This is a genomic window from Streptomyces sp. RPA4-2, assembly GCF_012273515.2.
GTDB classification, from domain to species: domain Bacteria; phylum Actinomycetota; class Actinomycetes; order Streptomycetales; family Streptomycetaceae; genus Streptomyces; species Streptomyces kaempferi.
Map to the genome: position 1 here is coordinate 2,057,501 of NZ_CP050975.2, position 24,919 is coordinate 2,082,419.

At 71.3% G+C, this 24,919-nt stretch carries 20 protein-coding genes and 2 pseudogenes; 5 read left to right on the plus strand and 17 right to left on the minus strand.

From position 1 onward, the window contains the following. The first annotated feature begins 9 nt into the window (after positions 1-9). Positions 10-951 (plus strand): RluA family pseudouridine synthase, encoded by a 942-nt coding sequence (locus tag HEP85_RS08710; protein WP_168527270.1) that lies wholly within the window; start codon positions 10-12, stop codon positions 949-951. A gap of 26 nt (positions 952-977) precedes the next feature. Here HEP85_RS08710 and HEP85_RS08715 read toward each other — a convergent pair whose 3' ends face one another. From HEP85_RS08715 to HEP85_RS08740, 6 genes are all read right to left on the minus strand, one after another. Beyond that, positions 978-2,486: a cytochrome P450 gene (locus HEP85_RS08715; RefSeq protein ID WP_168527271.1), complete on the minus strand. Its 1,509-nt coding sequence runs from the start codon at positions 2,484-2,486 to the stop codon at positions 978-980. A gap of 82 nt (positions 2,487-2,568) precedes the next feature. Further along, entirely contained in the window at positions 2,569-3,189 is a 621-nt protein-coding gene (locus HEP85_RS08720) for an ATP/GTP-binding protein (protein WP_168527272.1), read from the minus strand. Next, positions 3,170-3,625 carry a DUF742 domain-containing protein gene (locus HEP85_RS08725; protein ID WP_168527273.1) on the minus strand — a complete coding sequence of 152 codons (456 nt, stop codon included), beginning with the start codon at positions 3,623-3,625 and terminating at the stop codon, positions 3,170-3,172. The genes HEP85_RS08720 and HEP85_RS08725 overlap by 20 nt, the downstream gene beginning before the upstream one ends. Then, positions 3,622-4,029: a roadblock/LC7 domain-containing protein gene (locus tag HEP85_RS08730; RefSeq protein ID WP_148007708.1), complete on the minus strand. Its 408-nt coding sequence runs from the start codon at positions 4,027-4,029 to the stop codon at positions 3,622-3,624. Before HEP85_RS08730 ends, HEP85_RS08725 begins: the two co-directional genes overlap by 4 nt. Then, complete coding sequence (locus HEP85_RS08735; protein ID WP_168527274.1) at positions 4,026-5,612, minus strand: sensor histidine kinase KdpD; 1,587 nt, start codon at positions 5,610-5,612, stop codon at positions 4,026-4,028. The genes HEP85_RS08730 and HEP85_RS08735 overlap by 4 nt, the downstream gene beginning before the upstream one ends. Before the next feature lie 294 nt (positions 5,613-5,906). Beyond that, positions 5,907-6,533, minus strand: coding sequence for a TetR/AcrR family transcriptional regulator (locus HEP85_RS08740; protein WP_211117876.1), 627 nt, complete (start codon positions 6,531-6,533; stop codon positions 5,907-5,909). A 214-nt stretch (positions 6,534-6,747) separates the two neighbouring features. Here HEP85_RS08740 and HEP85_RS08745 point away from each other — a divergent pair, with 214 nt between their 5' ends. The 4 genes and pseudogenes from HEP85_RS08745 (at position 6,748) to atzF (ending at position 13,519) form a co-directional block, all read left to right on the plus strand. Beyond that, on the plus strand, positions 6,748-7,572 hold the full coding sequence (locus HEP85_RS08745) for an urea amidolyase associated protein UAAP1 (protein WP_168527275.1): 825 nt from the start codon (positions 6,748-6,750) through the stop codon (positions 7,570-7,572). Continuing rightward, on the plus strand, positions 7,569-8,186 hold the full coding sequence (locus tag HEP85_RS08750; protein ID WP_168527276.1) for an urea amidolyase associated protein UAAP2: 618 nt from the start codon (positions 7,569-7,571) through the stop codon (positions 8,184-8,186). The genes HEP85_RS08745 and HEP85_RS08750 overlap by 4 nt, the downstream gene beginning before the upstream one ends. Further along, complete coding sequence (locus HEP85_RS08755; RefSeq protein WP_168527277.1) at positions 8,183-11,698, plus strand: 5-oxoprolinase/urea amidolyase family protein; 3,516 nt, start codon at positions 8,183-8,185, stop codon at positions 11,696-11,698. The genes HEP85_RS08750 and HEP85_RS08755 overlap by 4 nt, the downstream gene beginning before the upstream one ends. A 164-nt stretch (positions 11,699-11,862) precedes the next feature. After that, positions 11,863-13,519, plus strand: a pseudogene (atzF, locus tag HEP85_RS08760) (allophanate hydrolase). Between the two features lie 212 nt (positions 13,520-13,731). Here atzF and HEP85_RS08765 read toward each other — a convergent pair. The 11 genes and pseudogenes from HEP85_RS08765 to pafA form a co-directional block, all read right to left on the minus strand. Further along, positions 13,732-16,593: an RNA helicase gene (locus tag HEP85_RS08765; RefSeq protein ID WP_168527279.1), complete on the minus strand. Its 2,862-nt coding sequence runs from the start codon at positions 16,591-16,593 to the stop codon at positions 13,732-13,734. A 40-nt stretch (positions 16,594-16,633) separates the two neighbouring features. Further along, positions 16,634-17,524 carry a diacylglycerol kinase gene (locus HEP85_RS08770; protein WP_329286527.1) on the minus strand — a complete coding sequence of 297 codons (891 nt, stop codon included), beginning with the start codon at positions 17,522-17,524 and terminating at the stop codon, positions 16,634-16,636. 31 nt (positions 17,525-17,555) lie between these two features. Then, on the minus strand, positions 17,556-18,500 hold the full coding sequence (gene tatC, locus HEP85_RS08775) for a twin-arginine translocase subunit TatC (protein ID WP_168527281.1): 945 nt from the start codon (positions 18,498-18,500) through the stop codon (positions 17,556-17,558). Positions 18,501-18,547: 47 nt separating this feature from the next. After that, positions 18,548-18,834, minus strand: a pseudogene (gene tatA / locus HEP85_RS08780) (Sec-independent protein translocase subunit TatA). 258 nt (positions 18,835-19,092) lie between these two features. After that, entirely contained in the window at positions 19,093-19,287 is a 195-nt protein-coding gene (locus tag HEP85_RS08785) for a hypothetical protein (RefSeq protein WP_168527283.1), read from the minus strand. A gap of 9 nt (positions 19,288-19,296) precedes the next feature. Further along, positions 19,297-19,557 (minus strand): hypothetical protein, encoded by a 261-nt coding sequence (locus tag HEP85_RS08790; RefSeq protein WP_168533459.1) that lies wholly within the window; start codon positions 19,555-19,557, stop codon positions 19,297-19,299. A gap of 113 nt (positions 19,558-19,670) precedes the next feature. Then, positions 19,671-20,705, minus strand: coding sequence for a YafY family protein (locus HEP85_RS08795; protein ID WP_168527284.1), 1,035 nt, complete (start codon positions 20,703-20,705; stop codon positions 19,671-19,673). A 16-nt stretch (positions 20,706-20,721) separates the two neighbouring features. After that, positions 20,722-21,699, minus strand: a complete 978-nt coding sequence (locus tag HEP85_RS08800; RefSeq protein ID WP_369657652.1) for a helix-turn-helix transcriptional regulator — start codon at positions 21,697-21,699, stop codon at positions 20,722-20,724. Positions 21,700-21,976: 277 nt separating this feature from the next. Continuing rightward, on the minus strand, positions 21,977-22,348 hold the full coding sequence (locus tag HEP85_RS08805; RefSeq protein WP_168527286.1) for an FKBP-type peptidyl-prolyl cis-trans isomerase: 372 nt from the start codon (positions 22,346-22,348) through the stop codon (positions 21,977-21,979). Between the two features lie 79 nt (positions 22,349-22,427). Beyond that, positions 22,428-23,429 carry an FKBP-type peptidyl-prolyl cis-trans isomerase gene (locus tag HEP85_RS08810; RefSeq protein ID WP_168527287.1) on the minus strand — a complete coding sequence of 334 codons (1,002 nt, stop codon included), beginning with the start codon at positions 23,427-23,429 and terminating at the stop codon, positions 22,428-22,430. A gap of 128 nt (positions 23,430-23,557) precedes the next feature. Continuing rightward, the gene (pafA, locus tag HEP85_RS08815; protein WP_030606492.1) at positions 23,558-24,919 is read right to left on the minus strand and encodes a Pup--protein ligase; all 1,362 of its coding nucleotides are present in this window, start codon (positions 24,917-24,919) and stop codon (positions 23,558-23,560) included.

Consider the following 24,919-nt stretch of genomic DNA (forward strand, 5'->3'; position numbering starts at 1 on the left):
CTTGAGCGGGTGAGACGCAAGCCCAGGATCCCGCCCTCCCCCCTGCCGCAGCGCGACGGCGTCGACCCCGTGCGCGTCAGACTGCCGCAGGCCGGGGGGTGGGCCACGGTACGGGAGCATCTGGTGGAGCGGCTCGCGGCGGGGACCGGGGTGATCGACACGATGCTCGCGGACGGGCTGATCGTGCGCGCGGACGGGCGGCCGGTGGATCCCGCCACGGCGTACGAGCCGGGGATGTTCGTGTGGTTCCACCGGGAGCTGCCCGACGAGGAGCGGGTGCCGTTCGCCGTCGACGTCGTGTACCGCGACGCCCATGTCGTGGTGGCCGACAAACCCCACTTCCTGGCCACCACACCGCGTGGCAGCCATGTCGCGGAGACCGTGCTGGCGCGGCTGCGGCGGGAGCTGGACATCCCGGCGCTGGGCGCCGCACACCGCCTCGACCGGCTCACCGCCGGGCTCGTGCTGTTCACCGTGCGGCCCGAGGAGCGCGGCGCCTACCAGTCGTTGTTCCGGGACCGTCTCGTCGCCAAGGAGTACGAGGCGGTGGCCCCGTACGACGCGGGGCTCGCGCTGCCGCGCACGGTCCGCAGCCGGATCGTGAAGGAGCGGGGGGTGATGGCCGCGCAGGAGGTGGCGGGTGAACCGAACGCCGTGAGCCGGGTCGAACTCCGCGACCACCGTGACGGGTTGGGACGCTACCGGCTGATGCCGAGCACCGGGCAGACCCATCAGCTACGGGTGCACATGAACGCGCTGGGCGTCCCCATCCTCGGCGACCCGCTCTACCCGGTGGTGACCGGCCCCGTGCCGGCCGGCGACTTCCGGCGTCCACTCCAACTGCTCGCGCGGAAACTGGAGTTCACCGATCCGGTCACGGGGCGGGCACACCGGTTCGTCAGCGGGCGGGAGCTCCAGGCCTGGTCCGCGCACGACGACTGGGCGCGGTAGCCGGGAGCCCCGGCACGCCTGGCCGTTCAGTATCCGCGCCACCAGGCCAGGAAGCGCTGCCAGGCCCCGGCCGGGCGGACGGGCGCGGGTACGGGGGCCTGTGCCGGCGCTGGTGGCGTCACCATCGGCGCGGGCGTCGACATCGGCAGGGACGGCTCGCGCCGCGGCGCGGACGCCGCCGACTGGTCGGTGCCGATCTGCCAGGGCTGCCGCTGCGGTGGGACCGGCCAAGCGGGCGGCACGTCCTCGACCTCCTCCGGCGGCTGCGGCTCGAAGTAGACAGGGAGCTCCACCAGGTGCCGCGACGACATCGACGAGCGCCAGCGCAACTCGTCCTCGTCGCCCTCGAGTTCGACGTCGGGCAGTCGCATCAGCAGCGCCTCGACACCGACGTCGGCGATGGCACGGCCGATGTCCTGCCCCGGACACTCGTGGGGTCCGCCGCCGAAGGCCAGGTGGGACCGGTTGCCCATCATGTCGGCCTTGAGATCGGGCCGCACCCGGGGGTCGATGTTGCCCGGCGCGATGCCGAGGATCAGACCGTCGCCCCGGCGGATGGTCCGGCCGCCCAACTCCGTGTCCTGCTTGGCGAAGTAGCCGAGGACCGCGCTGAACGGCGGCTCGTCCCACAGCGACTGCTCTACCGCCTCGGGGACCGTCATCTGTCCGCCGTTCAGCCGGGCGCGGAAACGCGGGTCGATGAGCACCACGCGCAACACGTTGGCGAGCAGGTTGGCCGTGGCCTCGTAGGCGGCCAGCAGCACCAGGCGCAGATGCTGGGCGACCTCGTCGTCGGTGAGTCCGGCCGGGTGGTTGATGAGATGGCCGGTGAAGTCGTCGCCCGGCTGGTCACGGCGGCGGGCGGTGTGCCGGATCAGGATGTTCATGACGTACTCGTTGCTGGCGATCGCGGTCTCGGTGCCCTTGAGCAGGTCGCGGGTGGCCTGCACCAGTCGGTCGTCGTACTCGTCGGGCATACCGAGGATCTGGCACAGCACGGCCATCGGGAGGTGCTCGGCGAACTGACTGACGAGATCCGCCCGGCCCTTCTCGCAGAAGCGGTTGACCAGGATCTGGGTCGCCCGGTTGATGTGCCGGCGGATGGTGCGGTGGTTGATGGTCGACATGGCGCCCATGACCGCGCCGCGCAGCCGCAGGTGCTCGTCGCCCTCGGCGTGGGAGCAGATGGGCTGCCAGGCGATGTGCGGCGCGAGCGGGTGTTCGGGCCCGGCCGTGCCGTCCTTGACGGCGGTCCACAGCCGGCTGTCCCGGGAGAAGTGGGTGGGCGTGCTCACCATGTGCAGGTTCTCCGCGTGGCCGAGCACCACCCAGATCGGCACGTCGTGGTGGAGCAGCACGGGGGCGACCGCACCGTGCTCGTCGCGGAGTTCCTCGTACAGGGCTCCCAGGTCCTCCGCCTCGGGGCCGTGGAGCCGGTGGAGCCCGCCGGGACCTCGGCCGTGGGCGGGGCAACCCGGCGGCGGGTCGAGGGCGAGGTCGTCCGTACCGGCCGGTGAGTGGGGTTCAGGCGTCACGATGATCGCTCCGAAACTGAAGTGGGTCCGGTGTCTTGGGGGGTGGGAGTGGGGGTGTGGGTCTCGCGGCCACCGGCGGGCGTCAGGCCCGCGAGGAGGACATCGCCAGCGAGTGCAGGAAGCGCATCAGCGTCATCAGGACGTCACGGCTGGAGGCCCGGCGGCGCGCGTCGCACTTCACGATCGGGATCTCCTCCGCGAGGTCGAGCGCGGTGCGCAGGTCCTCGATCGGATAGCTGGGCGCGTCCGGGAAGTCGTTCAGGGCGACGACGAACGGCACGCCGCGTTCCTCCAGGCGGCCGATCACGTCGAAGCTGACTTCCAGACGGCGGGTGTCGATCAGCACGACCGCGCCGAGCGCGCCCTCGAAGAGGCCGTTCCACAGGAACCAGAAGCGTTCCTGGCCGGGGGTGCCGAAGAGGTACAGCACCAGTTGTTCGGTGATGCTGATCCGGCCGAAGTCCATGGCCACGGTGGTGGCCGTCTTGGTCTCGGAGCCGTAGTTGTCGTCGATGCCGATGCCGGCCTGCGTCATGGTCTCCTCGGTGGTCAGCGGCTTGATCTCGCTGACGGCACCCACCATGGTCGTCTTGCCGACCCCGAAACCGCCCACGATCACGATCTTCACCGCGGCGGTCGCCGTGTGCGGCAGGTGGTCCTCGGCGCGCGGGCCGGTGATCGTGTCAGAGCTTTTGAAGTCCATGCATCACCGCTTCGAGGAGGGAACGGTCGGGGAGCGCCGAGCGGACGATCGGGGCGCGCGCCTGTACCAGTTCGGCCGTCAGCAGCTCGGTGAGCAGGACGGTCACCACGCTGAACGGCAGATTGAGATAGGCCGAGAGCTCGGCCACGGACAGAGGGGCCTTGCACAGCCGCAACAGCACCGACTGCTCGGGCTGCGTGGTGGGCGCCGGAGGGTCGGCACGCGCCACGATCAGGGTGACCAGGTCGAGGTCGGCCCGGTCGCCGCCCTCGCCCCCGCCGGTGAGCACATACAGGCGCCCAGGGATCTTGGGGTCCTGTTCCTGGCCCTCCTGGGGGGTCCCCTCCGGGGAGGCTCCCTCGTGCGGCGGGCCTCCCTGGGGGACTTCCCGGGGCTCCGCGGTGGGGTGGCGCCGGCGGCGTTGCGGAGGAGTCATACGGTCTGCCCGTTGCGGCGCGGCGGGCTGGTGAGGTGCGCGCCGATCCGTGCGACGAGGTCGCGCATGCGGTTGCTCATCAGGCCGGGCTCCGCGGTCTGGTTGGCGAGGACCGCGAGATAGGCGTTGGCCCCGGCGGACATGAGGTAGAAGTAGCCGCCGTTGATCTCGATGATGACCATCCGCATCGTGCCGTCGCTGCGGGGGATCTCGCCCGCGACGGCTCCGGCCAGGCTCTGGAGTCCCGCGCAGGCGGCGGCGACGCGGTCGGCGGCGTCGGGGTCGCCGCCGTAGCGGGCGATGCGCAGCCCGTCGGCGGAGAGCACCACGATCTGCTGGATGCCCGGGACGCCGTCGGCGAGGTCTTTGAGCATCCAGTCGAAGTTGCCTCGCTGCTGGATCACTTGAGGTCCCCCTCGTCGTCGGCCTCGGCAGGGGCCGGCTGATGGCTACGGGTGAATGCGGTCGGGTCCGGGTCGCCCTTGAGGCCTTCCATGAACGCCTCGACCCACAGCCCCGGCGGGGGCTCCTCCTCCTTGGTGGCGGGCGTGGCCTCCCAGGGCGCCGCGGCGGCCGCGGCCTCGGCGGCCACCTCGGCGGCCCGGGCTTCCGCGATCCGCTGACTGAGCGGGACCTTGACCCTGCTGCGCCGCTGCGGCAGACCGTTGGCCGTCCACTCGGTGACCAGCGGCGCGTCGTCGTCCTGGGAGCCGTCGTGCGGCGACGGGACACGGGGTCCGGTGGTCGGACGGCGCTTCTTCGGCTTGCGCTTGGGGCCCTCGACTCCGTCGGTGTCCATCGTCGGCACCGCGTTCACGCCGATGCCGTGCGCGAGACCGGGGGCGGGGTCCTTGGTGAGCATGTTGCTCGGCACGACGATGACGGCGCGGACGCCGCCGTAAGCGGACTGGCGGAGCGAGATCTTCATGTCGTACATCTTCGAGAGCCGCCCGACGACGGCCATGCCGAGCCGGGGGGCCTCGCCGAGGATGTTGAGGTCGACGCCAGCCGCGGCCTGCCGGAGCAGTTCCTCGATCTTTCCGCGGGCCTCGTCGCTGAAGCTGACGCCGGAGTCCTCGATCTCGATGGCGACACCGGTCTGCACGACGAGGGCGGTGAGGTGCACCTTGGTGGTCGGCGGCGAGTAGCGCGTCGCGTTGTCGAGCAGTTCGGCGACGGCGTGGATGACCGGTTCGACGTGGATGCCGTTGACGTTGACGTCGGCGATCGAGTGCAGCTCGATGCGGCGGTACTCCAGGATCCGGGACATGGCGCCGCGCATCACGCTGAACAGCGGGACGGGCTCGGGCCAGTTGCGCCCCGGACGGCCGCCGCCGAGCACGGCGATGGAGTCGGCGAGGCGGCCGATCAGCGCGGTGCCGTGGTCGATGCGCAGCAGGTCGTCGAAGACCTCGGGGTTGCGCCCGTGGTCCTCCTCCATCTCGCGGAGTTCCTTGTTCTGCTGGTGGACGATCGCCTGGACGCGCCGGGCGATGTTGACGAAGGAGCGCTGGGAGGAGTCGCGCAGCAGGTCCTCGTCGTCCACGACCTTGAGTACGGTGCCGAGCAGATCCCGCTGCACGGCGGTGAGTTCGCACGGGTCGCTCGCGCCTTGGCCGAAGGTACGGGCCACGTTCTCGGGGTTGACGCCGCCCCGCATGCGGCGGAGCCCGATCGGCAGGACCTCTGTGCGCAGGCGCACGAACTCCTGGTCGTGGGCGGCGATGCGCTGTTCGAAGTACGTGGTGCTGCGGGCGAGTTCGGCGCGCAGGTCACGGGCGTGGCGGCCGCGGCGTACGGCTTCCGCCGCGACGGTGACGACCAGCAGCGTCGCGATGGCGCCGCACCAGCCGACGGCGGTCCTGGCCGGGCTCGTCACCACGGCGACGGCGGCCCCGGTCACCGCGGCCATCAGTATGGCCGGCAGCAACAGGACGCGCGCGTAGGGAAGTTCACGGCCACCGGGAGGCGATTGAACACTCACCATGTATGCCCTCTGAGACAGATCGGCGGGGGGTCGGGGGGGGAGTTCGTGGGGAAACTGCATGGTCAAACAGAATCTTCGGAACTTTTGGGAACAAGCGCACGATTACATCTCAACTCGGTGCGCTGCGGGCGAGCTTAGTCCGACCGGATCATCGCCGTGTCATATTCGGCAAGCGCCTGAAATCGCCCAGGGGACAGGAGTACCCTCGGCCCATTTATACGCTCAGGCTTCACTCGCACACCCTCAGTAACGGCGTACGAGTAGCCGAAATCCCCTGCTCCACCGGGCGGTATGTCAGATTCCGGCGATCCGCAGCGCCGCGTCGGCGGTGGCCTCGGCGAACGCGGACACGGGCCGGTCCGGGTCGGAGCGGTGCACGAGAATCACCCCTTCGATGAGGCCGAACAACAGATCCGTCCGCAGGTCGAGTTCACTCTTGGCGAGAGCGCCGCCCGCGGCCGTCGCTGCCAGCAACTGCCGGTAGGTGCCCTTGAGTTCGGCCCGTACGGCGTGGAAGCCCGCGAAGCGCTCGGCGCGCACCTCGGGCAGCAGGTACAGCCCGCCGAGGTTGTGCGGGCCGCCGCAGAGCAGTTCCACGTCGGTCCGGCACAGCTCCCACAACCGGCCCTCGGGCGCGGCCGCGTCGTCCGCCAGGAGCCGGCGGGCGAAGGCCAGCGAGGGCGTGACCGTGGACTCCAGGAGCTCGGCGAGCAGCTCCTCCTTGCCGGAGACGTAGTGGTACATGGACGCCTGGCGCATGCCCGCCCGCTCGGCGACGGCCCGGGTGGTCGTCGCCGCGTACCCGCGTGTCGTGAACAACTCGGCCGCCGCGTCGAGCAGTTCGTCGCGCGGCGACAGGCCGCTGTCCGGCCGCTGCGTCGCGCGCGGCCGGCCCACCCGTCGTCCGCCCCCGGCTCCCATGCGTTCGATCCTCGCACATGACGCCGGTGGCCGATCGCACCCCGGAGGAGTCTCGAAGCCGCGTGACCAGCCGTGTCACCACCGGCCTTCGCCGCACCGCGGGCACGGGTGAGGGATCGGTAACCGGACGGCAACGCGCGAGACACGGCGTCGAACCCCGGCGCTCCTAATTTCTGTCGGGCGACAGAAATCACCCGGAGCCGGAGGAACCGCGATGGCGACAGCGACCACGCACGGAGCACGCGATCACGCCCGCGCCCAGGAGGGCACCCGCGCCGAGGCCATGCCCGTCGTTCCGGCGAGCTCCTGGCCCGCGCCCCCCTGCGAGGCGGGCCACCTGGTGTGGGCGGAGACGGTGGCGGGCGGCAACTACACGCACCGGGTGCTGGCCCGCGGCACGGAACTCAGGCTGACCGACCTGAGCGGCGACGCCTGCGCCCACCTCCTCCTGTACGCCGCCGACCGTCCCTGGGAGCGCCTGAACGTGGCGGACACGGTCAAGGTCCAGTGGAACGCGTACCTGGGCGAGGGGCAGTTGCTCCTCTCCGACCAGGGCCGCGTGCTCGCCTCGCTCACCGCCGACACCTCCGGGCGCCACGACGCCCTGTGCGGCACCTCCACGCTCGTACGCAACACACAGCGCTACGGGGACGGCGTGCCGCAGTCCGCCTCCCCCGCGGGACGCGAGCTGTTCAAGCTGGCCGCCGCCAAGAACGGCCTCGGACCACGTGATCTGCCGCCCTCGCTCTCCTTCTTCCAGGGCGTGGCGATAGGCGACGACGGCTCCCTGGACTTCACCGGTTCGGCGGGTCCTGGCGGCAGTGTGACGTTGCGCGCCGAGCAGGACGTCACCGTGCTGATCGTGAACGTGCCGCACCCGGTCGACCCGCGCCCCGCCTACACCAGCACCGCCCTCGAGGTGCTCGCCTGGCGGTCGGCGGCGACGAAGCCGGGCGACCCGTTGTGGGAGGCGACGCCCGAGGGCCGCCGTGCCTTCCAGAACACCGTCGAGTTCCTGGCCGCGAGGGGGCTCGCATGACCACGGGCACGAGCGCCGCCACGACGGTGGTTCCCGCACGCGCCGCCTGGTCGTCGGTCATCCGCGCGGGCGGCACACTCACCATCACCGACCTGCACGGCAACCAGGCCGTCGACTTCCTCGCGTACGACGCCCACGACCCGTCCGTCCGCTACAGCGCGCCCGACACGATCCAGGCGCAGGGCAACATCTTCCTGACGGCCGGCAGCGTGCTGATGTCCAACGAGCACACCCCCCTGATGACCGTGGTGTCCGACGACGTCGGCCGGCACGACACGGTCGGCGGCGCCTGCTCCAAGGAGTCGAACACGCTGCGGTACGGCCACCACACCTGGTCGCAGCACGCCTGCGTGGACAACTTCCTCGCGCGCGGCGCCCGGCACGGCCTCGGCAAGCGCGACCTCGTCTCGAACATCAACTGGTACATGAACGTGCCGGTCGAGAAGGACGGCACCCTCGGCATCGTCGACGGCCTCTCGGCCCCGGGCCTCGCCCTGACCCTGCGCGCCGCACGCGATGTCCTCGTCCTGGTCTCCAACTGCCCCCAGATCAACAACCCCTGCAACGGCTTCGAACCGACCGCCGTGCGGATGAGCGTAGGGACGGCGGAATGAGCTTCGACACGCTGCTGGTCGCCAACCGGGGCGAGATCGCGGTCCGGATCATCCGCACCGCGCGCGAACTCGGCCTCCGCACGGTCGCGGTGTACTCCGACCCCGACCGCTCGGCACCGCACGTCCGGCTCGCCGACGAGGCCGTCCGGCTGGGCCCGGCCCCCGCGAAGGACTCGTACCTCGACGCCGACCTGGTCCTGAAGGCGGCCAAGGACACCGGCGCCGGGGCGATCCACCCCGGCTACGGCTTCCTGTCCGAGGACGCGGCCTTCGCGCGGCGCTGCGAGGACGCCGGGATCGTCTTCGTGGGACCGACGCCCCGGCAGCTGGAGCTGTTCGGGGCGAAGCACACCGCGCGGGCGGCGGCCCGGTCGGCCGGTGTGCCGCTGGCCCCGGGCACGGGGCTGCTGCCCGGCCTCCCGGATGCCCTGGAGGCGGCCGAGGACATCGGCTACCCCGTGATGCTCAAGGCCACCGGCGGCGGGGGCGGCATCGGTATGGCGGCCTGCGGCTCCGCGGGTGAACTGGCCGAGGCCTGGGAGCGCGTACAGCGCGTCGCCGCCGCGTCCTTCGCCTCCGCCGGGGTCTTCCTGGAGCGCCTGGTGGAGCACGCCCGCCATGTCGAGGTGCAGGTCTTCGGCGACGGCCGGGGCCGCGTCGTCACCTTCGGCGACCGCGACTGCTCGCTCCAGCGCCGCAACCAGAAGGTCGTGGAGGAGGCCCCGGCCCCCGGGCTCCCGCCTCACGTGCGGGCCCGACTCGCCTCCTGCGCACGTGACCTGTGCGCGAGTGTCGGATACCGCTCGGCCGGCACGGTCGAGTTCGTGTACGACGCCGCGCACGAGGAGGCGTACTTCCTGGAGGTCAACACCCGTCTCCAGGTGGAGCATCCGGTCACCGAGGAGATCTACGGGGTCGACCTCGTCGCCTGGATGCTGCGGCTCGCGCGCGGTGAGTCGGAGGTCGTGCGGGACCCGGGGGCGCCGCGCGGTCACGCCGTGGAGGCCCGGCTGTACGCCGAGGACCCCTCGCGCGAGCACCGGCCGAGCGCGGGGCTGCTGACCCGGGTCGAGTTCCCCGGCGGCGTCCGGGTGGACGGCTGGGTGGAGACGGGCACCGAGGTGACCACCGCGTACGACCCCATGCTCGCGAAGATCGTCGCGTACGGCCCGGACCGCGCGCACGCCCTGGAGCGGCTGGACGAGGCGCTGGCCAGGACTCGGGTCGACGGCGTCGAGACGAACCTGGGGCTGGTGCGGGCCGCGCTCGCCGACCCGTCCTTCCGGCGGGCCGCGCACTCGACGGCGACGCTGGCCGGGGTCACCGATCCCACGGCCCGCGTCGAGGTGGTCTCCGGCGGCACGCTCACCACGGTCCAGGACTGGCCGGGCCGCACCGGCTACTGGCAGGTGGGCGTGCCGCCGTGCGGACCGATGGACGACCTGTCCTTCCGGCTGGGCAACCGCGCCCTCGGCAACGACGAGGGGGCACCCGGTCTGGAGTGCACCCTGCGGGGGCCGGCCCTGCGCTTCACGCACGCCGTCACGGTCTGCGTCACCGGCGCCCCGGCGCCGGTGACCGTGGACGGCACGGCAATCGCCCAGTGGGAGCCGGTGACGGTGCCCGCGGGAGCGGTGCTGGACGTCGGCGCACCCGGCGGACACGGCCTGCGCACCTACGTCCTCTTCGCCGGCGGAGGCCTGGACGTCCCGGCGTTCCTCGGCAGCGCCGCCACCTTCACCCTGGGCCGGTTCGGCGGGCACGGCGGCCGGGCGCTGCGGACCGGGGACGTGCTGCACGGCGGATCGGTCACCTCCGTGTCGGCGCCCGTACCGCCCGCCGACCGACCCGTGCTCACGTCCGGGTGGCGGGTCGGCGCGCTCGAAGGCCCGCACGCCGCACCGGAGTTCTTCACCGAGGACGACATCCACGACTTCTACGCGGCCGACTGGAAGGTCCACTTCAACTCGGCGCGCACCGGCGTACGACTGGTCGGTCCCAAGCCCCGCTGGGCGCGTACGGACGGCGGCGAGGCGGGCCTGCACCCCTCCAACATCCACGACACGCCGTACTCCGTCGGTGCCGTCGACTACACCGGTGACATGCCGGTGCTGCTCGGCCCGGACGGCCCCTCGCTCGGCGGCTTCGTCTGCCCCGCGACGGTCGTCAGCACGGAGCGCTGGAAACTCGGCCAGCTCCGCCCCGGCGACACCGTGCGCTTCACGCCGCTCGCCGACGACGGCTCGGCGCGGGCCGCCGTCGTGGACGGCGGGGTACTGGCCCGGGACGGCGACGTGACGTTCCGCCGCAGCGGCGACGACAACCTGCTGGTCGAGTTCGGGCCCATGCAGCTGGACCTGGCGCTGCGCATGCGGGTCCACGCGCTGATGGAGGCGGTGGCCGCGGCGGACCTCGACGGCGTCACGGACCTGACCCCCGGCATCCGCTCCCTGCAGATCCAGGCGGATCCGCGCAGACTCCCGCAGCGCGCACTGCTCGCCGCCGTGCGGGAGACGGTCCGCGCGCTCCCTCCCACCGACCGGCTCGTGGTCCCCTCCCGTACCGTGCACCTCCCGCTGTCCTGGGACGACCCGGCGACCCGCGAGGCCATCGACCGGTACATGGCGGGGGTCCGCGACGACGCACCCTGGTGCCCGTGGAACATCGAGTTCATCCGCCGGGTGAACGGCCTGGACTCGGTGGACGACGTGTACCGCACCGTCTTCGACGCCGAGTACCTCGTACTGGGCCTGGGCGACGTGTACCTGGGCGCGCCGGTCGCGACTCCGCTGGACCCGCGGCACCGTCTGGTCACCACCAAGTACAACCCGGCCCGCACCTGGACCGCAGAGAACTCCGTCGGCATCGGCGGCGCCTATCTCTGCGTCTACGGCATGGAGGGTCCCGGCGGCTACCAGTTCGTGGGCCGGACCACCCAGGTGTGGTCGGGGTGGCAGCAACGCGGTGCCTTCGAGCCGGGCTCGCCCTGGCTGCTGCGCTTCTTCGACCGCATCAAGTGGTACGCCGTGGAGCCCGACGAACTCCTCGGTCTGCGCGCCGACATCGTCTCGGGGCGGTTCGTGCCACGGATCGAGGAGGGCGAGTTCTCGCTGGCGCGCTACGAGGACTTCCTCGCCGACCACGCCGAGTCGATCGCGCGGTTCCGGGCCCGGCAGGGCGCCGCGTTCGGCGCGGAGCGGGATGCCTGGGAGGCGGCGGGCGAGTTTGCCCGCGCGGACGCCGCAACCGCGCCCGCGCCCGCGGCAGCAGAGGTGACCGTCCCGGCGGGCGGCCGGCTCGTCGAGGCCGAGTTCGCCGCGTCCGTGTGGCAGGTGAACGTCGAGCCGGGCGACCATGTCACCGCCGGCCAGCCCCTGCTGGCGCTGGAGGCGATGAAGATGGAGTCCCGGGTGGCCGCCCCGGCGGACGGAGTCGTGCGGCAGGTCCTCACCAGGCCCGGCGCCCAGGTGGAAGCGGGCACGGCACTCGTGGTCCTGGCACCCGCCACCTGACCGCACGGCCGTGGTCCGTGGACTAGCCGGTGGGCACCCCTCACCCCTCACCCCTCACCCCTCACCCGTCGGATCGCGCCCATCGGATCGTGCCCTGCGAAACCTGGTGAACTTCTCCCCACTCCGCTGAAATCCGGCTGACTCCGACGAACAAGGAGCACCCCATGACCGCCCTCGCCCGAGTGCAGTCGGCCTACGCCCGCGTCGAGGCGGTCGACCGCCCCGAGATCTGGATCGACCTGCGCCCTCGGGCAGCGGTCGAGAAGGAGGCCGAGGCTCTCGACGCCCGCGTCGCCGCGGGCGAACACCTCCCCCTCGCCGGCCGGCTCCTCGCCGCGAAGGGCAACATCGACGTGGCGGGCCTGCCGACCACCGCGGGCTGCCCGGCGTACGCGTACACCCCGAAGGAGGACGCCCCCGCGGTCGCCCGCCTGCGAGCGGCCGGCGCGCTCGTCCTGGGCACCACGAACCTGGACCAGTTCGCGACCGGCCTGGTCGGTACCCGTTCCCCGTACGGCGCGGTGCGCGGGGCCCTCGACCCGGCCCGCGTCAGTGGTGGCTCCAGCTCCGGATCGGCCGTGGCGGTGGCTCTGGGCCTGGTCGACCTCGCCCTCGGCACCGACACGGCCGGTTCCGGCCGTGTTCCCGCCGCCTTCAACGGCATCGTGGGCCTGAAGCCGACCCGCGGCCTGGTCCCGACCACCGGCGTCGTCCCGGCCTGCGCCTCACTGGACTGCGTGACCGTCTTCGCCCGTACGCTCCCGGAGGCCGAACACGCCCTCGCGCACCTGGCCCGCCCGTCCGGACGCGCGCTGCTTAAGCCCTCCCCCAGCGCGCCCCCGGTCCCTGGCGCGTCGCCGTCCCCCGACGGCACAGCTCGGCGAGCTGGACGCGGGTTGGGCGCGGGCGTACGAGGCCGCCGTGGCGCAGCTCGTCGCGGCGGGGGCCGAGGTGCGACCACTCGATCTCACCCCGTTCACCGAGGCGGCGGCGATGCTCTACGAGGGCGCGTTCGTCGCCGAGCGCTACACCGCGGTGGGGAGTTTTGTCGACAAGTTGCTCAGCGAGGGGGGCGCGGGTCTCGACCCGACCGTCGCGGGGATCATCACTCGCGCCCGGGACATCCCGGCCCACCGTCTCTTCGCCGACCAGGACCGGCTGGCCGACTTGCGTCTGCGGGCCCTCGCCGGGCTCGGCGACGCGGACGCCCTGCTGCTGCCGACCGCGCCGGGTCACCCCACGCTCGCGGAGGTCGCCGCCGACCCGCTGGGCGCCAACGCCCGCCTGGGGCGTTTCACCAACTCAACGAACCTCTTCGACCTCGCCGCGGTCGCCGTTCCGGCGGGCACCGTGGACGGACTGTCCTTCGGCGTCATGCTGATCGGCCGCGCGTTCACCGACGAGCGCCTGGCCCGGATCGCCGCCCTGCTCCGGCCTCGGACACGGGTCGCCGTGTTCGGCGCCCATCTGTCGGGCCAGCCCCTGAACCCGCAGCTCCTCGCCCTGGGCGCCGAGTGGGAGCGTACGACGGCGACGGCGGCCTCCTACCGGCTGTACGCCCTGGCCACCACACCTCCCAAGCCGGGTCTGGTCCGCACCGGCGCGGGCGGGGCCGCCGTCGAGACGGAGGTGTGGCGGCTGCCCGCCGAGGGCCTCGGCCGCCTGCTCGCCGAACTGCCCCGTCCGATGGCGCTCGGCCGGGTCGAACTGGCCGACGGCACCCACGTGCCCGGCTTCCTGTGCGAGCCCCGCGCGCTCGAGGGCGCGGAGGACATCACGGAGTACGGCGGCTGGCGCGGCTACCTGCGGGCGCGCGACTGAGCCGCTGACGCCGCGGTCCGGGTGACCGGCGTACCGGACGTACCCATGTGCCGAAGTACCCACGTACCGGCCTATTCACGTAGCGACGTATCGATGAATTCACCTACCGACGTACCCACGTACCGGAGTACCGGCGACGCACCGGAGGGCCGGAGTACGGAAGTGCGCCGCCCCCGCATCGGGACGGCGCACCACGAGCGAACGGGCCCGGCTCAGCCCACCGACGAGTAGGCGACCACCCCGCGCAGCAGCCCGTCGACCGCCTTGCGCGCGTTCTTCGCGACCGTCGAGCCCTCTCCGCCGGACACGGGCGCGGCGGCCGAGATCTGGCCCAGCACGTCGATGACCTGCTTGCACCAGCGGACGAAGTCGCCGGCCGGCATCTCCGCCTCGCGCAGCACCTCGTCGAGGCCCTTGCCGGAAGCCCACTCGTAGGCCGCCCAGGCGAAGCCCAGATCCGGCTCGCGCTGGCCCACGCCCTCGGACTGGGTGATCCTGAAGTCCTCCTCCAGGGCGTCCAGACGGCCCCAGATGCGGACCATCTCGCCCAGCGCGGCCTTGGCCTTGCCGGAGGGCAGCTTCGGCGCCATCGCGTCGTCGCCGACCCGCGACTCGTAGACCAACGCCGAGACGCACGCGGCGAGTTCGGCCGGGTTCAGTCCCTCCCAGACGCCGGCCCGCAGGCATTCGCTGGCCAGCAGGTCGAGTTCGCCGTACAGCCGGGCCAGCCGCCTGCCGTGTTCGGTGGCCTCGTCGCCGCGCAGGTAGTCCAGCTCGGTGAGCAGGGCGACGATACGGTCGAAGGTGCGGGCGATGGTGTTCGTCCGGCCCTCGATGCGGCGCTCCAGCTGCGAGGTGTCGCGCAGCAGCCGGTGGTAGCGCTCGGCCCAACGGGCGTGGTCCTCGCGGTCGTTGCACCCGTGGCAGGGGTGGGCGCGGATCGCCGTGCGCAGCCGGGCGATCTCGCGGTCGTCGGCGGCCTCGGAGCGCTTCTTGCGCAGCCGGTCGGGGACGATGTGCCCGGCCTTGGTGCGCAAGGCGGACGCGAGGTCGCGACGGGACTGCGGGGAACGCGGGTTGAAGGACTTCGGGATGCGCATCCGCTCCAGCGCCTCCACCGGCACCGGGAAGTCCATCGAGGCCAGCCGCTTGACCTGGCGCTCGGCGGTGAGCACCAGCGGGCGCGGGCCGTCGTGCTGCTCGAAACCGCGGTGGCCGTTGGACCGGCCCGCGGGCAGACCGGGGTCCAGCACCAGCGCCAGACCGGCGAACTTGCCGGTCGGGACATGGATGATGTCACCCGGCTTGAGCTTCTCCAGTGCGACGGCCGCCTCCGCGCGACGTTGCGCCACGCCCTGCTTGGCGAGGTCGGTCTCGCGGTCCTTGAGCTCGCGCCGCAGCCGCGCGTACTCCTCGAAGTCCCCGAGGTGGCAGGTCATGGACTCCTTGTAACCCTCGAGTCCCTCCTCGTTGCGCTGCACCTGCCGGGAGATCCCGACGACCGACTTGTCGGCCTGGAACTGCGCGAAGGAGGTCTCCAGGAGTTCGCGCGAGCGGTGCCGCCCGAACTGCTCGACCAGGTTCACCGCCATGTTGTACGACGGCTTGAAGCTGGAACGCAGCGGGTAGGTGCGGGTGCCCGCGAGTCCGGCCAGGTGGTCGGGGCTGAAGCCGCGCTGCCACAGCACGACGGCATGGCCCTCGACGTCGATGCCGCGGCGCCCCGCCCGGCCGGTCAGCTGGGTGTACTCACCGGGAGTGATGTCGGCGTGCTGTTCGCCGTTCCACTTGACGAGCTTCTCCAGCACCACCGAGCGGGCGGGCATGTTGATACCGAGCGCGAGGGTCTCGGTGGCGAACACGGCCTTCACCAGGCCGCGTACGAAGAGCTCCTCGACGACCTCCTTGAACGTCGGCAGCATGCCGGCGTGGTGGGCCGCGATGCCCCGCTCCAGGCCTTCCAGCCACTCGTAGTACCCGAGGACGTGCAGGTCCTCCGGCGGGATGGAATCGGTGCGCCGCTCGACGATCTCGCGCACCTTCACCCGCGCCTCCTCGTCGTTGAGGCGGAGTCCCGCGTACATGCACTGCTGGACGGCGGCCTCGCAGGCGGCGCGGCTGAAGATGAAGGTGATGGCGGGCAGCAGGCCCTCGGCGTCGAGCCGTTCGATGACCTCGGGGCGGCCCGGCGTCCAGATCCGCGAGCGCTGCCGGCGCTCGCGCTCCCGGTCGGCCTCGCGCATGGCGCGCCCACGCCGGCGGTCCTGGTACGACGGACGGCTCGCCTCCATGCGGGCCAGCCGCGTGAGGTCGGGGTTGACCGCCTTCTTGTGGCCCTCGCCCTCCTCGAAGAGGTCGTACATCCGGCGTCCGGCGAGCACGTGCTGGAACAGCGGCACCGGTCGGTGCTCGGAGACGATCACCTCGGTGTCACCGCGCACGGTGTCCAGCCAGTCCCCGAACTCCTCCGCGTTCGACACGGTCGCCGAGAGCGAGACGAGGGTGACCGACTCGGGAAGATGGATGATCACTTCCTCCCACACGGCGCCGCGGAAGCGGTCGGAGAGGTAGTGCACCTCGTCCATGACCACGTGGCCGAGGCCGAGAAGGGTCTGCGAACCCGCGTACAGCATGTTGCGCAGCACCTCGGTGGTCATGACGACCACCGGGGCGTCGGAGTTGACGCTGTTGTCCCCGGTGAGGAGACCGACCTTGTCCGCGCCGTAACGGCGGGAGAGGTCGGCGTACTTCTGGTTCGACAGCGCCTTGATCGGCGTGGTGTAGAAGCACTTCTTGCCCTGCTCGAGGGCCAGGTGGACGGCGAACTCGCCGACGATCGTCTTGCCCGAGCCGGTGGGCGCGGCCACGAGCACACCCTTGCCCGCCTCGAGCGCCTTGCAGGCCTCGATCTGGAAGGGGTCGAGGCCGAAGTCGTACATCTCGCGGAAGGAGGCGAGCGCGGTGGCCTGCTCGACAGCGCGCTTCCGTGCTGCCGCGTACCGCTCGGCCGGTGAGAGGTCCTCTGTCATCGTGCCTTCGAGACTACCGGCAGCCACTGACAACAGGACGATCAATATCCGGATCCGTACCGGTGAAGCCCCGGATCCCCGCAGCTCAGGGAATCGCCACCCGCACCGCACCCGGCACGCACCGCGCCGTGAGCGGCAGCGGCCCCAGCGGCTCACCGTCCGCGTACCCGGTGAGGCCGTCGGCGACGAGCTCCACGCCGGCCGCCCGGTGCACGCTCACCACGGGATGGGAGAGATGGGTGCCCCGGTACACCTTCGGGAACACCCTGAGCAGCGTCCTGCGGGTGCACGGCCCGACGACCGTGATGTCGAACAGTCCGTCGCCGAGGTCCGCGCCCGCGCAGATCTTCATGCCGCCGCCGTACGACGAGCCGTTGCCGACCGCGATGAGAGTCGCCTCGATCTCGCGGGTCTCGCCGTCGTCCAGGGTCATCCGGTACCGGACCGGCCGGAAGGCCGCCAGCTCGGCGAGCATCGCCAGGTCGTACTTGACGCGTCCGGAGGGCCGGCGCATGCGGTTGCCGCGGTCGTTGACCCGGGAGTCGAAGCCGGAGGCGAGGACGGTGCCGAACCAGGTGCCGTTCACGTGGCCCAGGTCGACGTCCCGGAGCCGGGCGCCCTTGAGGGACTCGGCGATCTGCCGCCCCGCGGCGGCCGGATCACCGAGGGGCAGGCCCAGGGCGCGCGCGAAGTCGTTCCCGGTGCCGGCGGCGACCAGGCCGAGCGGGGTGCGGGTCCCGGCGACGGCTTGCAGGGCCAGATGTGCCATGCCGTCGCCGCCGACGGCTATCAGGGCGCCCGTTCCGCTCGCGACCGCGTCGCGCGCGCGGGTCAGGGCGTCGGCGGCGTTCTCGCCGAGAACCGTCCGCACGGAGAATCCCGCCGCCCGCAGAGCGGAAGCGGCCGGCTGCGCCGCACGGGCGCCCCGGCCGCGCCCTGCGGTGGGATTGACGAAGAGGGTGATCTCGCTGGTCACGGCCCTGACCCTACGAGATCTTCGCTCCTTGTCAGGTCACGTCGTCATAACCGTTGACCCGGTCCGGGGCCGCCTGCCCGGGCAGCGCCCCGCCGGCCGACACCGTCTCGACCTCCCCGATGTCCTCGGGTGTGAGGTCCAGCTCGGAGGCCTCGTCGTCGTCGGGTCCCTCGGCCTCGCGGCGGCGCTTGCGCCGGTCGTTCAGCAGCGAGAAGGCGGTCGCCACGAAGTACAGCACCCAGATCGGCCCGGCCAGCGCCAGCATGGTCAGCGGGTCGGTGCTGGGCGTGGCCACGGCCGCGAAGACCGTGATGCCCATGATCATGCCGCGCCACCAGCCGAGCATGCGCCGGCCGGTGAGCACTCCGGTCAGGTTCAGCATGACCAGCAGCAGGGGCAGCTCGAAGGAGAGCCCGAAGACGAGCACCATCCGGACGATGAGGTCCAGCAGGTCGTCCAGTGGCAGCTGGTTGTCGAGGTCCGCGGGCGAGAAGCCGAGGAGGACCGTCGCCATCGTCGGCAGCGTCTTGTACGCGAAGAAGGCGCCGCCCAGGAACAGCGGGACGCCCGTGCCCACGAACGCCAGCGCGTACTTCTTCTCGTGCCGGTGCAGGCCCGGAACGATGAAGGCCCACAGCTGGTAGAGCCAGATCGGCGACGCGAAGATCACACCGGCCATCAGCGAGACCTTGAGCGCGAGCGTGAACGGCGTCAGCAGGCCGTTCAGCACGATGCGGGCGCAGGTGCCGCTCCGCTGCTGCGCGAGCTCCGACAGGGTGGACTGGCAGCCCACCGCGTCCAGGATCGGGTTCGTGAAGAACTCGATGATGTTCTTGTAGTAGAAGGCGGCCACGACGGTGACGACGACGATGGCCAGAACGGCCTTCGCGAGCCGGTTGCGGAGCTCACGAAGGTGCTCCGCGAGGGGCATCCGCCCCTCGGGGTCCTTCTCCTTCTTGCGGGCAGGCTTGAGCAACCCACGTCCTCATCTCGTGCGGCGGGCCGGAGAGGTCCGGCCCTGCGTCAGCGCTTGGTCGTGTCCGTGGGCTCGCTGACCGGACGGGCGCTGGTCACGTCGCCGGGCGCGGCCTGGATGGTGCGCTGGGCCGGGGTCTGCTCGTCGGTGCTGGGCGGGCTTAAGCCGGGGCGGGGTTGCTGCCCTCGTCCTTCATGGCCTTGGCCTCGCTCTTCAGAATGCGGGCGGACTTGCCGAGGGAGCGCGCCATGTCCGGAAGCTTCTTCGCGCCGAACAGCAGGATGATGACGACGAGGATGAGAATGATCTCGGGAGCTCCGAGCCTTCCGAACATAAGTCTTTACCTTCTCACCGAGGCTGCATGGGCGGGGTACTGCCCGATCGGTCGGACGTGTGTCCGGTCGTCGTGTTGACAGCGATCGTAACGCTCAGGGGTGAACGCGGGGCAATCCCTGTGCGTACTCCCGGTCGCGACCCGCGCCTCGTTCTTCGGGCCGCGATCAGAAGCGTACCTGCCCGCACCGGCAAGTTGACAGGCCAGAGTGACGCATTGCGCAACCCTGGGACGACTCTTACCGGGACTCCCGCGAGGTCACAGGCCGTCCACGGAGCGCGCGGCCCCGACCGTCGCCCGCTCCAGGTCGTCGGCCGCCCTGTTGATACGGCGTGCGGAATCCGTCACCTGCCGTCCCAGACGTTCCGCCTCCAGGAAGACCCGGACGGCGAGCACGCCGAGAACGGCCATTCCCAGAAAACCCACAGCGATCGCGCACATCGGCCAGAACATGGGGCGAGCCTAGAGCGTCGAGTGCAGGCGCAGCGTCCGCACCCCGCCTCCGGTGAGGAGCTCGACGATCCGCTCGCCCGCGGGCTTGCGGACGGCGGCGCCGCACTCGGTGCAGGTGAAGGAGTAGAAGGTGGTCCGGCTCGACGCGCCGATCGCCAGCATCAGGGCGTTCGCCCGGAGCTCCAGCCGGGCCCGGCAGTCGGGGCAGCCGGCCCTGAACAGCACGTCGGCCACTCTGCGCATCCCGGCGAACGCGCTGATCACCGTCATCTCGGCGGCGCTGGGGGACGCACCGGCCTTCACCGCTCCCCCGGCTATTTCGGGCCTCCCGGCCCGCTCCGTGACACCGGCCTTCTCCGACCCACCAGACATCGCCGACGTGGTCAAAGCCCCTGCTCCTGCCTGTCGAACGGTCGGTCCTGGACTCCGTCGCCGTCGCCGTCGCCGTCGAGCCCGTCGTAGGCCGCCAGCGCCTCACGGGCCGCCTGTCGCGCGCTGTCCGCCAGCTCCGGCGGCGACACGATCCGGCCGTCGCGGCCGAGGCGCAGAGCCAGCCGCCGCAGCGACGTGGGGTCGGGGGTCCGCAGAGTGATACGCAGCCCGCCGTCCGGCAGTTCATCCGCGCTGTCGTGCGGGTAGTACTCCGCGACCCAGCGCCCGCCCGGTCCGACCTCGACCACCACCTCGGGATCCTCGGCGGCGGGCTGCACGAGCCCCTCGGACAGGTCCCTCAGCTCGACCTCCGGCGGCGCGGACGGCTCGTCGAGAATGCGGATCTCGGCGACCCGGTCGAGCCGGAAGGTACGGCGCGCCTCGGAGCGGCGGCACCAGGCCTCCACATAGGTGTGCCCGACGCTGACCAGGCGGATCGGGTCGATCTCGCGCTCGGTGAGCTCGTCGCGCGAGGGCGAGTAGTAGCGGATCCACAGCCGGCGGCGCTCGGAGATCGCCCGGTCGACGTCCGCGAAGACCCCGCCCTCGGACTCGAAGGTCACCGAGAGCCGGGAGCTGGCCCCCGCCGCCTCTCCCGAGGCGGCCTCCACCTTCGCGGTGGCGCGCAGCAGCGCCTGCCGGTCGCCCTCACGCAACCCGGGCAGCGTGGAGACCGCGCGGGCGGCCACCAGCAGCGCGGTCGCCTCGTCGGCGGCGATACGGAGCGGCGCCGCGACGTCGTCCGGGTTGTGCCACCAGATGCGGTCGCCGTCGGTGTCGATGTCGAGCAGGTCGCCGCCGCGGAAACTCGTCCCGCACAGCGGCAGCACGTCGAGGTCGGAGATCAACTCGTCCTCGGTGATCCCGAAGGCCCGGGCGACGTCACCGACGCGCGCGCCGGGGCGCTCCCGCAGATAGGTCACCAGGGAGAGCATCCGCCGGGTCTGGTCGATCGCGTTCGTGGGCCTGGCCGGTTTTCCTGCCACTTTCCTACGTTCCCCCTCAGCCCTTGGCCACGGCGCGCAGCCGGTCCACCACGTCGGCCCGCAGCTCGGCGGGTTCCAGGACCACGACATCGGGCCCGAACTCGACGAGCCACGCCTCCAGGCCGTGCCCGTACGGAATCTCCAACTCGTCCCAGCCGTCTTCCCGTTCCCGGATCGAGACGGCCTTGGCCCGCAGCGGGTAACCGGAGCCGCTGCGCAGCCGGATCCGCGCGGAGCGGTCGGCGATCTCGCCCGCCCAGCCCGCGACCGTCTCCCGCACGGTGACGACGTCGGGCACCTCGGCCGTGTACCGGCCGGCCCGGGCGCGGACCTTGCCGGTGATCCGTGAGAGCCGGAAGACGCGCTCGGCCCCGCGGTCGCGGTCCCAGCCCGCCAGGTACCAGTGGCCGCGCCAGCACTCCAGGGCCCAGGGCTCGACCTGCCGGGTCTCGGGGTGCGCGGCCGTCGCCTTGCGGTAGTCGAAGACGACCGGGCGGCGGTCGCGGCAGGCCAGCATCAGCGGCTCGAAGGCCGCCTCGTGCACGGGGATGTGCGGCTCCAGGGCGCCGTGGGCCTCGTACGGGTCCACGTCCTCGGGCAGGCCGGCGGCACGCAGTTTCTGCAGGGCGCCGCTCGCCGCGCCGGCCAGCCGCGCCTGCTGCCAGACCTTGGCGGCGAGGCCGAGGGCGGCGGCCTCCTCGGCGTCCAGGGTGATGGCCGGCAGGCGGTTGCTGTCGCGGCGGGCGAGGTAGCCGACCTCGCCGTCGAGGTTCTCCACGGTCTCGATGACCAGGCCGAGCTCGCGCAGGTCGTCCTTGTCGCGTTCGAACATCCGGTTGAAGGAGTCGTCGGACGAGGCCGCTCCCCTGCCCGGCCTGAACGCCTCCACATAGGCCTCGATGGAATCGCGCAGTTCGCGCTTGCTGAGCGGCCGCCGTGTCCCGAGCAGACACAGCGCCAGGTTCATCAGCCGCTCGGCCTTGGCAATGGCCATCGACGCCCTTCCCTATGGTGCTTCCGACCGATGACCGTACCGCTCCGGAGTGTCGTGGCAAAAGCCGAGGGCCCATGCCCGGACAGGCATGGGCCCCAGGTGATCGAATCCGGTCGAATCCCGATCACACGGTGTACGAAGATCGGACCAGAGTGCGACCTTCCCGATGATCGGACCGGAGTCACCGATTTCCCGGTCGCCGAACCGGGAACAGCGCTCCCCGGGCCCGGACGACCGGTCCCGGGCGCCGGGGAACCGTGGGCTCCCCGGACCGAGGTCAGACCGCGACCAGGTCGCAGACGAAGATCAGCGTCTCGCCGGGGGCGATCCGGCCGCCGGCGCCGCGGTCCCCGTAGGCGAGGTGCGCCGGGATGGTCAGCTGGCGGCGGCCGCCGACCTTCATGCCCTGCACGCCCTGGTCCCACCCGCTGATGACCTGGCCGACGCCGAGCTGGAACTCCAGCGGGTTGCCGCGGTTCCAGGAGGCGTCGAACTCCTCGCCGGTGGAGAAGGCCACGCCCACATAGTGGACCTTGACGAAGTCTCCGGCCTTGGCGACCTGGCCGTCGCCCTCCCAGATTTCCTTGATCTCGAGGTCCGCCGGGGGCTCGCCGCCCGGGAAGTCGATCTCGGGCTTCTCGATGCTCACGTCTCTCGCTCCTGCTTGTTCGCGTGGGTTCGCGTGGTGCCCTTGAGGCACCACCGACAGTCTCACATCCCTGACGGGCTCACATCTTCGCCAGGATGTCGACCGTGAAGACCAGCGTGGAGTCCTTCTTGATGCCGCTGCCGCTCGGCGGGTTGTCGCCGTAGCCCAGGGCCGGCGGGACGACGATGAGGACGCGGCTGCCGACCTTCTTGCCCGTCAGGCCCTGCCCCCAGCCCTTGACGACCTGCTGGAGCGAGAACGACGTCAGCTGACCGCGGCTGTACGTGGAGTCGAACTCCTTGCCGCCGTCCCACAGGACGCCCTTGTACTGCACCAGGACGCTGCTGTCCGCCTTGACCTCCTCGCCGTCGCCCTCGATGACGTAGTCCGCCACGAGCTTCGTGGGCGCCGCCGCCTTGGGCACGTCGATGGAGGGGGCCTTGCCGTCGGTGTTCGTGCCGACCTTCGGGAGGGCCTTGTCGTTCTGCGCGACGTCCTTGCCCTTGGCGGAGCTCTTCGCGTTGAAGGTGTTCTCGATGTCGACGACGAACACCAGCGTGTCGGTGCCCTTGATACCCGCCTGCGTGTTGCCCCGCGTGCCGTAGCCCCAGGTCGGCGGGACGGCCATCTCGACGCGGCTGCCGACCTTCTTGCCCACGAGGCCGTAGCGCCAGCCGTCGATGATGCCGCCCTGCGCGAGCTGGATGACCAGCGACGTCTTGCGGTCGTAGGAGTTGTCGAAGACCTTCGCGGTGTCCCAGACCTGGCCGAGGTAGCTCGCCTGGATGTAGTCGTTCTCCGCGACCGTCCCGCCGTTGCCCGCGATGACCGTCCTGACCGCCAGGTCCTTCGACGGGGCGCCGCTTCCCTTGGCCACGGTCGGCTTCTCACCGAACTTCGTCCCGGCCGTGATGGCGGGCAGCGGACCGTCGACGATCTTCGGCGGCGGTGCCGACGAGGCGGACGCCGAAGGCGACGGACTGCTGCTGGACTTGGCCTTCTCCGACTTGTTGTCGTCACCGCATCCGGCGAGAGTGACCAGTCCTGCGGGTACGGCGAGGAGAAGTGAGCGTCGGCGCACGGTGGGGGCCTCGTATCGATCGATCTTGGTTGATGGCGTGCGCGCAACTCTACGACGTGAGAAGGGCGCCGTACGGAAAACGTACGGCGCCCCGCGTTGCGTTCCGCGTCACTCGCGGAACGCCCGGCTCACATTCCGGCGATCAGCTTCTCCACCCGGTCGTCGACCGAACGGAACGGGTCCTTGCACAACACGGTGCGCTGTGCCTGGTCGTTGAGCTTGAGGTGAACCCAGTCGACGGTGAAATCGCGGCGCTGTTCCTGGGCTCGCCGGATGAAGTCCCCGCGCAGCCGCGCCCGAGTGGTCTGGGGCGGCACGGACTTGCCCTCGAAGATCTTCAAGTCATTGCAGATCCGAGCGGCTTGTCCCTTCCTCTCCAGCAGGTAGTACAGGCCACGACGACGGTGGATGTCGTGGTAGGCGAGGTCTATCTGAGCGACCCTCGGGTGCGACATCGTCATGTTGTGCTTGGCCCGGTACCGCTCGATGAGCTTGTACTTCATGACCCAGTCGATCTCGGTACCGATCCGGTCGAGGTCCTCCGCCTCGATCGAGTCGAGCACCCGGCCCCACAGTTCGAGGACCTGTTCGACGGTCCCGGTGCGGATGCCGCGGCGCTCGCAGAAGTCCACGGCCTTCTCGTAGTACTCGCGCTGCACCTCGAGGGCGGAGGCCTCACGGCCACTGGCCAGCCGCACCTTGCGGCGGCCCGTGATGTCGTGGCTCACCTCGCGGATCGCCCGGATCGGGTTCTCCAGGGTGAGGTCGCGCATCACCGTGCCGGCCTCGATCATGCGCAGTACCAGGTCGGTGGCGCCGACCTTCAGGAGCATGGTCGTCTCGGACATGTTCGAATCGCCGACGATGACGTGCAGCCGGCGGTAGCGCTCGGCGTCGGCGTGTGGTTCGTCGCGGGTGTTGATGATGGGCCGGGAGCGGGTCGTCGCGGAGCTGACGCCCTCCCAGATGTGCTCGGCACGCTGGCTGACGCAGTACACGGCGCCGCGCGGAGTCTGCAGCACCTTGCCGGCGCCGCACAGCAGCTGCCGCGTGACCAGGAACGGAATGAGGATGTCCGCGAGTCGGGAGAACTCCCCGTGGCGAGCCACCAGGTAGTTCTCGTGGCACCCGTACGAGTTGCCGGCCGAGTCGGTGTTGTTCTTGAACAGGTAGACGTCGCCCGCGATTCCTTCCTCGTGCAGGCGTCGTTCTGCGTCCACCAGGAGTCCTTCGAGAATGCGCTCGCCGGCTTTGTCGTGGGTGACGAGTTCCGTCACGTTGTCACATTCGGGTGTCGCGTATTCCGGATGTGATCCCACGTCGAGATAGAGGCGGGCACCGTTCCGCAGAAAGACATTGCTGCTGCGGCCCCATGACACGACACGGCGGAAGAGGTACCGCGCCACCTCGTCGGGAGACAGGCGCCGCTGTCCCCTGAACGTACACGTGACGCCGTACTCGTTCTCCAGCCCGAAAATGCGGCGGTCCAT